Origin of the sequence: Neorhizobium sp. SHOUNA12A (genome assembly GCF_023006505.1) — a bacterium.
In the GTDB taxonomy this organism is placed as follows: domain Bacteria; phylum Pseudomonadota; class Alphaproteobacteria; order Rhizobiales; family Rhizobiaceae; genus Neorhizobium.
Genome location: NZ_JALBGV010000069.1, coordinates 24486 through 33232, shown reverse-complemented (window position 1 = coordinate 33232; position 8747 = coordinate 24486). Strand labels below are relative to the sequence as shown.

General features: G+C 58.7%; 7 protein-coding genes. 2 read left to right on the top strand and 5 right to left on the bottom strand.

From position 1 onward, the window contains the following. Positions 1-186: 186 nt before the first annotated feature. Positions 187-1758 carry a helicase HerA-like C-terminal domain-containing protein gene (locus tag MOV63_RS24470; protein WP_247037798.1) on the bottom strand — a complete coding sequence of 524 codons (1572 nt, stop codon included), beginning with the start codon at positions 1756-1758 and terminating at the stop codon, positions 187-189. Between the two features lie 318 nt (positions 1759-2076). Between MOV63_RS24470 and MOV63_RS24465 the strand changes: the two genes are divergently transcribed. Then, complete coding sequence (locus tag MOV63_RS24465; RefSeq protein ID WP_038540944.1) at positions 2077-2466, top strand: hypothetical protein; 390 nt, start codon at positions 2077-2079, stop codon at positions 2464-2466. Positions 2467-2528: 62 nt separating this feature from the next. Here MOV63_RS24465 and MOV63_RS24460 read toward each other — a convergent pair whose 3' ends face one another. Next, complete coding sequence (locus tag MOV63_RS24460) at positions 2529-3365, bottom strand: hypothetical protein (protein ID WP_247037796.1); 837 nt, start codon at positions 3363-3365, stop codon at positions 2529-2531. 75 nt (positions 3366-3440) lie between these two features. Continuing rightward, positions 3441-6146 carry a hypothetical protein gene (locus MOV63_RS24455; protein ID WP_247037794.1) on the bottom strand — a complete coding sequence of 902 codons (2706 nt, stop codon included), beginning with the start codon at positions 6144-6146 and terminating at the stop codon, positions 3441-3443. Between the two features lie 274 nt (positions 6147-6420). Here MOV63_RS24455 and MOV63_RS24450 point away from each other — a divergent pair, with 274 nt between their 5' ends. Beyond that, positions 6421-7494 (top strand): magnesium transporter CorA family protein, encoded by a 1074-nt coding sequence (locus MOV63_RS24450; RefSeq protein WP_247037792.1) that lies wholly within the window; start codon positions 6421-6423, stop codon positions 7492-7494. A 36-nt stretch (positions 7495-7530) separates the two neighbouring features. On the opposite strand, the gene MOV63_RS24445 is transcribed toward MOV63_RS24450, so the two are convergent. Next, positions 7531-7785, bottom strand: a complete 255-nt coding sequence (locus MOV63_RS24445) for a BrnA antitoxin family protein (protein WP_247037790.1) — start codon at positions 7783-7785, stop codon at positions 7531-7533. Between the two features lie 68 nt (positions 7786-7853). Further along, positions 7854-8681, bottom strand: a complete 828-nt coding sequence (locus MOV63_RS24440; protein ID WP_038540958.1) for an aldo/keto reductase — start codon at positions 8679-8681, stop codon at positions 7854-7856. Positions 8682-8747 lie beyond the last annotated feature (66 nt).

Sequence of the window (8747 nt, the reverse complement as noted above, 5' to 3'; positions counted from 1 at the left end):
ACCCAGGCTCTGCCACGGGCTTGATGTCCCAAGGGAGGTTCGGTCTCCCATCCGCCACCGCATCTGGCAGTAAATCGCCAAAAGCGGATAAAGGGAAGTTACAAGGGGGGTAGACCCGGAAGAGCAACGTCCATGATGGTATTCTGGACCAATCTACCCTTGCGACATCAGGCGTATCTCGCTCCCCTACCGCTTCAAGCTCCCCAAGATCCCGCGCACGATCGCCCGGCCGACCTGGGTCGCAACCGTCCGGGTCACGCTCTTCATCGCTGCTTCGATGATCGTTTCGCGCTGATAGCCGGAGCGGCGCGGCTGGGCGCGGTTCTGGTCGTTGTCGTCGTCCTTGCCACCGAAGCCCGGCAGGGTCCAGCCGGTCGTCTCGCCCGAACCGGCCGGCGGGGCGGCCTGCAGCTCGTCCTGCGCCTTCCTAGCCGCAGCGGTATCGGCGGCCTGCTTGGCGCGGGCGGCGAGGATTTCGAAGGCGGATTCGCGATCTAGGTCCTCGTCATAGAGGCCGAGCACCGGGCTCTTGTCCATCACCGCCTGCCGTTCCTGGTCGGAAAGCGGGCCGATGCGGCCGGATGGCGGACGCACCAGCGTGCGTTCCACGATCGAAGGCGCACCCTTGCCTTCGAGCGTCGAGACCAGCGCCTCGCCGGTGCCGAGATTGGTGATCGCGGTAGCGCAGTCGAAAGCCGGATTGGGGCGGAACGTCTCGGCGGCGGTCTTCACCGCCTTCTGCTCGCGCGGCGTATAGGCGCGCAGCGCGTGCTGCACCCGGTTGCCGAGCTGGGCGAGCACGGTTTCCGGCACGTCGAGCGGGTTCTGGGTGACGAAATAGACGCCGACGCCCTTGGAGCGGATCAGGCGCACGACCTGTTCGACGCGTTCGGTCAGCACCTTTGGCGCGTCGTTGAAGAGCAGATGCGCCTCGTCGAAGAAAAATACCAGCTTCGGCTGTTCCGGATCGCCCACTTCCGGCAGTTCCTCGAACAGTTCGGAGAGCAGCCACAGAAGGAAGGTCGCGTAAAGCCTCGGGTTCATCATCAGCTTGTCGGCGGCAAGCACCGAAATCTGCCCGTAGCCGGTGTTCGGGTTGGTGCGCATGATGTCTGAAATCTTCAGCGCCGGTTCGCCGAAGAAGTGCTCGGCACCCTGCTGTTCCAGCACCAGCAGCCCGCGCTGGATCGATGCGACCGAGGTTTTCGAGATCAGCCCGAACTGGGAAGACAGCTCTCCCGCATTGTCTGCCATGTAGTTCAGCAGCGAGGCGAAATCCTTGAGGTCGAGCAGCGGCAGGTTCGCCTTGTCGGCGATCTTGAAGGCGATGTTGATGACGCCTTCCTGCGGCTCGGACGCATCCATCAGCCGCGACAGCAGGAGCGGCCCCATCTCGGCGATGGTGGTGCGCACCCGATGGCCCTTTTCACCGAATAGATCCCAGAAGATCACCGGGAACTGTTCGAACTCGTAATCCTGGAAACCGATCTGCTCGGCGCGCTTCAGGAGAAAATCCTTGGCCTCGCCCTTCATGGCGATGCCGGAAAGGTCGCCCTTGATGTCGGCGGCGAAGACGGGCACGCCGGCCTTCGAGAACCCTTCGGCGAGCACCTGCAGGCTTACCGTCTTGCCGGTGCCGGTGGCGCCGGTGACGAGACCGTGGCGGTTGCCAAACTTCAGCTCCAGATATTCAGCCTTGTTGAGCGAATCGTCCGGCTTGCGGCTGCCGCCGATGAAGAGCTTTCCCGTATCGTCCATTCGGTTCCATTCCCTGCAAATTCGTGCGGCTATCCGTCCTTAATAGCAATTCCAGGAAAAGTGTGAAGCGGTTTCCCGCCCGGCATCGCATGAAAACAAAAGGATAGAGCCGTTCAGGTCGGCGAGCGTTTTGCGGGCCTGCGATGCTTTTCATTCGTCCATCGCAATGCTCTCACAAAGCTTTTATAAGCTCGCAGCGGACTGGCAACAACGCTTGAGCGTCGAATCCACCGTGAAAATTGCAAAGCCCCCGTGGCTTGAGTTTATTGGATGGTTGTTTTACGTTGACGTGAACGTCAAAACCTTCAGGAGAGATTGATGAACGAACTGGTTTCCCGCGTCGCCGAGAATGTCGGCATTGCCCCTGACGTCGCCGAAAAGGCGATCGGCATGATGCTCGGTTTCCTACAGCGCGAGGCCGATGACGGCGCGGTTGCCAAGATGATCGAGGCGATCCCGGGCGCTTCCGATCTGGTCGCCAAGTTCAACGGCGAAGGTGCGGGCGGCGGCGGTCTTCTCGGCGGCCTGATGGCAAGCTTCGGCGGCGGCGTCATGGCGCTCGGCCAGCAGCTGATGAGCCAAGGTCTCGGCATGGGCGAGATCACCGGCCTTGCCAAGGAAACCATGGCGGTCGCCCGCGAACACGCCGGCGACGAAGTGGTCGATACGGTCATCGCTTCGGTTCCGGGCCTGTCGCAGTTCGTCTGAGTGAGCGAAGTCAGAACTGAATTTGGGAAGCCGCATTCGATGATTTGCGGCTTTCACGCATTTTACATATTCGGAGGGGAAGTTCCGAAAAACGATTCCAGTATCGAGTTGATTTCGTGGCCTCCGTTGCCTGCAGGCATCTGGGCGTTCAACCATCCGGCAAATGAATAAAGCGCATCGGCATCTTTCTCTTTATCGAAATAACCGTATTTGAGCGCCATATAAACCGCGCCAACAACGTTCTGACGGGGATTTAGTTTGATCTCGGTATTTTCTTCTCGGTATATATAGTTGTTGGAAATGGCGCGCGCTATCGCGGATATCAGACAGTATCGGAAATAACGGGTATTTATTGCCACTGAAAGATATTCGATGAGAGAGGCTGCGGCGAATGTCCGGCTTCTCGCCGTCTCTTTTTTAGATATATTGAAGTATTGTAGATTTCTGAGGCCGCTTTTTATGACGGCATTTTGCACGATCTCGGATTTTGCCCGGTTTGAAGTGAGGAAACGCGCAATGCGGCCTATGCGATAAAGAGCGTCGTCGTTGTCAACAAATCGAGCCGCCCATTCTGCAATATCTACGATAACTTCTTCGGGAAGATCGTGTAGCTTTGACATTTCCTTGGTGACATATACGGCTCTCGCGTCCTGCTTCCAGTGATGGAGCCAAGCAAAAACGGCGTCTCGAATGTCTTCGATATCTCCACCGTTTTCGATCCATGCTCTATAAACAAAATCGGCCGTTTCCAACTGTGTGTTTTGGGCGATCCATGGGTTCAGGAAATCTGTAATTACCGCGTGGTTGCCACCGGCGCTGAGCCATGCTTCATAGACAAACGCTGCTTCAGGTATTGTCCCATATCTTCCAAGCCATGCACGGATCGGTTCCAGAACCACACTGCAATGGCCGCTTGCGTCAAGCCAGGCTTTGTAAACGAATCGCGCTTCTGGCGTCTCCGCGTGTTTTTTAAGTCATGCGCGGATCGGCTCCAAAACCACGTCTTGATGGCCATTTGCATCAAGCCAAGCTTTGTAAATGAATTGTACTTCTGGCGTTTCGGCTCGTTCTTTAAGCCATGCTTGAATAGGCTCGCGAACGAGTTCCGGATCACCACCTGCATCAAGCCAAGCATGGTAAACGAATCGTGCTTCTGGCGTCTCCGCGTGTTTTTTAAGCCATGCGCGGATCGGCTCCAGAACCACGTCTTGATGACCATTTGCATCAAGCCAAGCTTTGTAAATGAATTGTACTTCTGGCGTTTCGGCCCGTTCTTTAAGCCATGCTTGAATAGGCTCGCGAACGAGTTCCGGATCACCACCTGCATCAAGCCAAGCTTGGTAAACGAATCGTGCTTCTGGCGTTTCTGCGTATTCTTTACACCATGCTCGAATAGGCTCGCGAACCGAGCTCTTGTCTCCTCCCGCATAAAGCCACGCCCCAATCACAAAACTGGCTTTGGTGTCATTCGCTGACCGGGCCTGAAGCCAGATTAGGGTAGCCGATTGCAGACCTTGCCAGTCGCCTTCACGCCGCAACATTTCGGCGATGAGGTAATGCGTGTCGCTGCTTGTCGGGGATTGGTAGATGCGACGCAGCGCGGCCTCGCGATACCGCGCCGGAAAAAGTGCGTAGGCGCGTCTCGTCACGATATTGGAGGGGCGGGCATAGTGAACGGCTGCGTCCAGCGGTTCGGCAAGGAGATCAAGTTGGTGGCTTGCCTTTTTATCTTCCGGAAGGTCGGCGGCCTGCTCGGCAATAGACGACAGAGCGATATCCAGCGACCGTTCACGCGCCACAAAGGTTCGCATGTCGTCGAATTTCGCCAGCGCGTCGATCTTCTCGCCGAGACGGAGCAATTGTCCCCCGAGAATGAGGTCGAACACCGGCAGCAATTTGTCTGTGCCCAGCTTGGTTATGCGGTTGACGACCTGAGCTCCGTCGATGTCTCTGAATAGCGGATGCGGCGCAAGGCGGTCCAGTGCGATCCAGGCGGTCCGCAGATCGTCCGACTGCGCGGCCTTGCGAAGTGCGTCAGCGGTTCGAGAAGTTGCATTGGCCGAGGATTCGAGCAGCCAGCGGGCGGTGATCGCATCGGCGAGAATATCGTGGGAGGGGAAAAGGTAGTCTCCGTCGAATTCGATCCAGCGGTCCGTCTCAAGCTCGGTCAGAAATGCTGCGGTTTCCCCGCCGCCATCGACCAGAGCATCGCGTTTGGAGCGCGACATCGGTAGCGAAAGCGCCAGTTCCGAAAGGGTACTCAAGCCATTGGCCGTTGCCGGATGGCGTTGCAGCAATATGGAAAGGCGCCGTCTTGCCCAAGCCTGGAAATCCTGCAATCCGGTCAGAGCCCCGAACTGGTCTGCAAATCGCTCCCGATGGTGCTGAAAAAGAAAGACTGCGAAAGAGGCCAAGGCCGGCATTCCGGTGCAGAGCTTTTCCATGGCCCGGGCATCGGGAATCTTGCCGAATTCGAGAATTTGCCGCGTCACCCAGGCGGCAAAGGCTGGTTCGTCCTTTCTCCGCGATGCCATGTCCACGACGTGGGGAGACAGATCGGCGAGCGCGTCCTCCACCTGACCCTGCGCGCTTGAACGGCAGGTGGCGATGAGGCGGAAGCGGTGCTGAGTTTGACCCGCCAGGATCGGCAGGCGTCTGGCAATCTGTTCGAGAGCCGATTGCGCCTCGGCATAGTCGATCAAAAGCACGATCGTCGCCGGTGTAATAAACGCCTTCAGAAGCTCCTCGAGGCTGCCGGCCGTCGCGTCGCGGTCCAGCTTGAAAACCTGCGTTGCATCGTTTTCACGCTCTTTGATGCCTTCGGCAATTTCGTATGCAAGGCGGGTCTTTCCCGCGCCGCCGGGACCGGCGATCAACAATGTGCTCGTCTCTTCGAGACCGCCGAGACGTGCGACGAATATGTCTTCGCTGTCGATATCGATCGCCGCGTCGGTTTGGGCAAAACGGCTTCGGGAGAAATAGGGCAGGGTCGCACCTCGCAGGAAGCCGCGGAAACTGTCCGCCTTTTCCCGCTCTGCCTCAAAAAGGGAAAACCCGGCCGGCAATCCACCGAACCACCGGAAGGCGAGCGCAGGTTTCTCCTTGAGGGCACGGTCGAAATGGTCCCATGTCTTGACGGAAATTCCGGTCGGCAGCGCAAGCGCCGCCAGGCCGGAAATGCCCCTGCCGTAAAGCGTGCCGAAGAATGCCTGAATTTCCGACTGGAGAGCTTTCTCATCCTGCTTGCTGAGCGGACATGAAACGCAGAATGAGTATTGGGTGACAGGACAACTGGCATCCAGCCAGAGACGATAGGGAGAATGCGGTTTTTTTTTAGGATCGCTGTGCAGCCCCGGCAGATTGCGATCCAGATTGTCCGCCACGTCCCGCCACCGTGCCCGGACCGATTTGAACTCGCCGTCACCGACGAACTTGCATTCCGCTATATGGGTCTGCGCGGTGCCGGGATTCGAATCTATCAGGTCGATCGCTCCGTCGCGGCCTTTTGCGAGGCGTCTCTTCAGCCCCTTGTCTTCACCTGCAAGCGCAAGGCATTCAAAAACAAACGCTTCGAAGTCGTGGCCGTCCCCCTCCAGCTTTCTCTGCCGGTTTCCGAACTTTCGATCCAACGCTCCCATATTTGACCTAATTGAAAATAGATTCACATAGTCGAATTCCATTCGTTGCCGATCAACTGAGCCTAGTCAACTAAAAGATGCGCCGTTCGGTCGCACACGGAATTCTGCACCGAAAAGCCCTTGACTGTTCGCCGTTTAGGGCACATCTCACACGCGAGTGACGCCCGACCGGGCGCCACTCTTTCAAAGGACAATTGAGATGAACCCCGACAGTCGAAGTTCGACGTCATCATACCGACCCGTCTCTGCGGGGCTCTAGTCCTTCTCGATAAGGATGCGCGCTCCGAAGGGACCGATGGTCCGAAAAGGAGCCGTCATGCTGCGCATCCATGCCTATGACCTTGATCGCCTTGTTTCCGTCGCTTCCGACGTGCCTGCCGTTGCCGCAGCACCAGCGGCATCCGACGTGTCGGCACCCGTAACGCCCGACCTTGCAACGTCCGATCTTGCAACGCCCGTCCCCGTAGAACCCCCCATCGTCTGGTACGACCTTGTCAGCCCCACATCCGAGGAAGAGCGCGCCGTCGGCGAGCGTCTCGGCATTACCGTGCCGACCATGGACGAGATGGAGGACATCGAGCTTTCCGCCCGACTCTATCAGGAGGACGGCGCCGAGTTCATGACCATGACGGTGCTGACCAGGCCCGATGCAGGCACGCCGCGAAAGGTTCCCGTCACCTTCATCGTCAAGGGCCAGGTTCTGGTCACTGTCCGATATGCCGAGCCGCGCCCCTTCGACGCCTTCATGGCGCGCGCCCGCAAGCCGAACGGAACGGGCCTGCATTGCAGCTACGGCGAACTGATCATGACGGGGCTGATCGAGGCGATCATCGACCGCATGGCCGATACGCTGGAACGGCTCGGCACCGAGATCGACCAGATTTCCCAGGAGGTCTTCTCGACCAAGGCCGCCAAGGCCAACGCGAAGACGCGCGACCTGCAGGACCTCATCCGCGAGGTCGGTCAGAAGGGTGAGTTCATCACCGTCGTGCGCGAAAGCCTCGTCAGCGTCTCCCGCGTTGTTGCCTATTATGCGGCGCTCGACGGTGTCGACCGCAAGCTGACCAAGGAACTGCGCCAGCGCCTGAAACTGCTGCAACGGGACGCCACTTCGCTTGGCGATCACTCCGCCTTCCTGTCCGGCAAGATCAATTTCCTGCTGGATGCGACGCTGGGGCTGATCAATCTCGAACAGAACCAGATCATCAAGATCTTCTCGGTCGCCTCCGTCGTCTTCCTGCCGCCGACCCTGGTCGCCTCGATCTACGGCATGAACTTCGCCAACCAGCCGGAACTGCAATGGACCTACGGCTACCATATGGCGATTGCCATGATGATCGTCTCGATGGTCCTGCCGTATCTCTATTTCAAGCGGAAAGGCTGGCTGTGACCAGGGAAGGCCTCCGGATGTTTCCGGGGGCCTTTCTCATCTCCTGGCGAGCCATGCCTTCAGGACGTCGTTGATACGGGACTGCCAGCCCGGTCTACCGGCTCTGAAACCTTCCAACACATCTGCGTCCAGCCTGATCGTCGTCGACACCTTGGTCTGCTCGCTTTTGGGACGGCCACGGACGACCGGTGCCGACGTCAGCTTTTCGGCCCACGGGCTTTCCGTCAAATCCGGCGCGTCATCGTCAATGGCCAGCGAGTCGCGGGCCATAGGCTTTTTGCTCTCGGTCATTGGCTTTCCTCAGAAACAAAAAACGCGCCGGAGATTTCCGGCGCATCATGTCAGCTTGTCAGCGAAGATCAATTATCCCATTCCGGGGCCAGATGCCCCGGGTTGACGATACGGCCAGTCGGCTTGGCAAGCGCGTGGATCGCCTGCATCTCGTCTTCCGCCAGCGCGAAATCGAACACGTCGAAGTTTTCCGGCAGGCGGGAAACGGTCGCGGTCTTGGAAAGCGCGATCACGTCCTTCTGCTGGATGGCCCAGCGCAGCGTCACCTGCGCGGCCGTCTTGCCGTGCTTGGCGCCGATATCCTTCAAGACTGCGTCGCCCGGCACCGCGCCGTTCGCCATCAGGTAATAGGCGGTCAGCGACATGCCGTGCTCGGCGACTTCGGCCAGAACCTTCGTCTGGTCGAGATAGGGATGGTATTCCACCTGGTTGGTGGCAAGCGGTGCATCCGAGAGCTTCACCGCTTCGGCGATCAGCGCGACGGAAAAATTGGAGACGCCGATATTCTTCACCTTGCCAGCCTTTTTAAGCGCGTTCAACGCACCCATGCGGTCGGCGAGCGGCATTTCGCTCTGCGGCCAGTGGAGGAGAAGCAGGTCGACATAGTCGGTCTTCAGCTTGGCCAGGCTCTCGTCCACCGAGGCGATGAAGGCGTCATGGCCGACGCGGTCGACCCAGACCTTGGTGGTGAGAAAGATGTCGGCGCGCGGGATGCCGGACTTGGAAAGCACATCGCCGACGGCTGCCTCGTTCTTGTAGATCTGCGCGGTATCGACATGGCGGAAACCGAGCTTCAGGGCCTCCGGCAGCACGCGGGCGACGTCTTCGTCGGGCATGCGGAAGGTGCCGAAACCGAGGGCGGGAATGTTGGCGCCATTGGCGCTGACTGTGAACATATTGAACTCCTGAAGGGAAAGCCCGGCAAACGGCCGGGCCAAATGAGGCCCGTATTACATGGACCG

What these genes read in the sequence shown, in the direction of transcription:
- MOV63_RS24470 (WP_247037798.1), bottom strand. Translation starts at nt 1,758, where the DNA reads ATGGACGATACGGGAAAGCTCTTCATCGGCGGCAGCCGCAAGCCGGAC.
- MOV63_RS24465 (WP_038540944.1), top strand. Translation starts at nt 2,077, where the DNA reads ATGAACGAACTGGTTTCCCGCGTCGCCGAGAATGTCGGCATTGCCCCT.
- MOV63_RS24455 (WP_247037794.1), bottom strand. Translation starts at nt 6,146, where the DNA reads ATGGAATTCGACTATGTGAATCTATTTTCAATTAGGTCAAATATGGGA.
- MOV63_RS24450 (WP_247037792.1), top strand. Translation starts at nt 6,421, where the DNA reads ATGCTGCGCATCCATGCCTATGACCTTGATCGCCTTGTTTCCGTCGCT.
- MOV63_RS24445 (WP_247037790.1), bottom strand. Translation starts at nt 7,785, where the DNA reads ATGACCGAGAGCAAAAAGCCTATGGCCCGCGACTCGCTGGCCATTGAC.
- MOV63_RS24440 (WP_038540958.1), bottom strand. Translation starts at nt 8,681, where the DNA reads ATGTTCACAGTCAGCGCCAATGGCGCCAACATTCCCGCCCTCGGTTTC.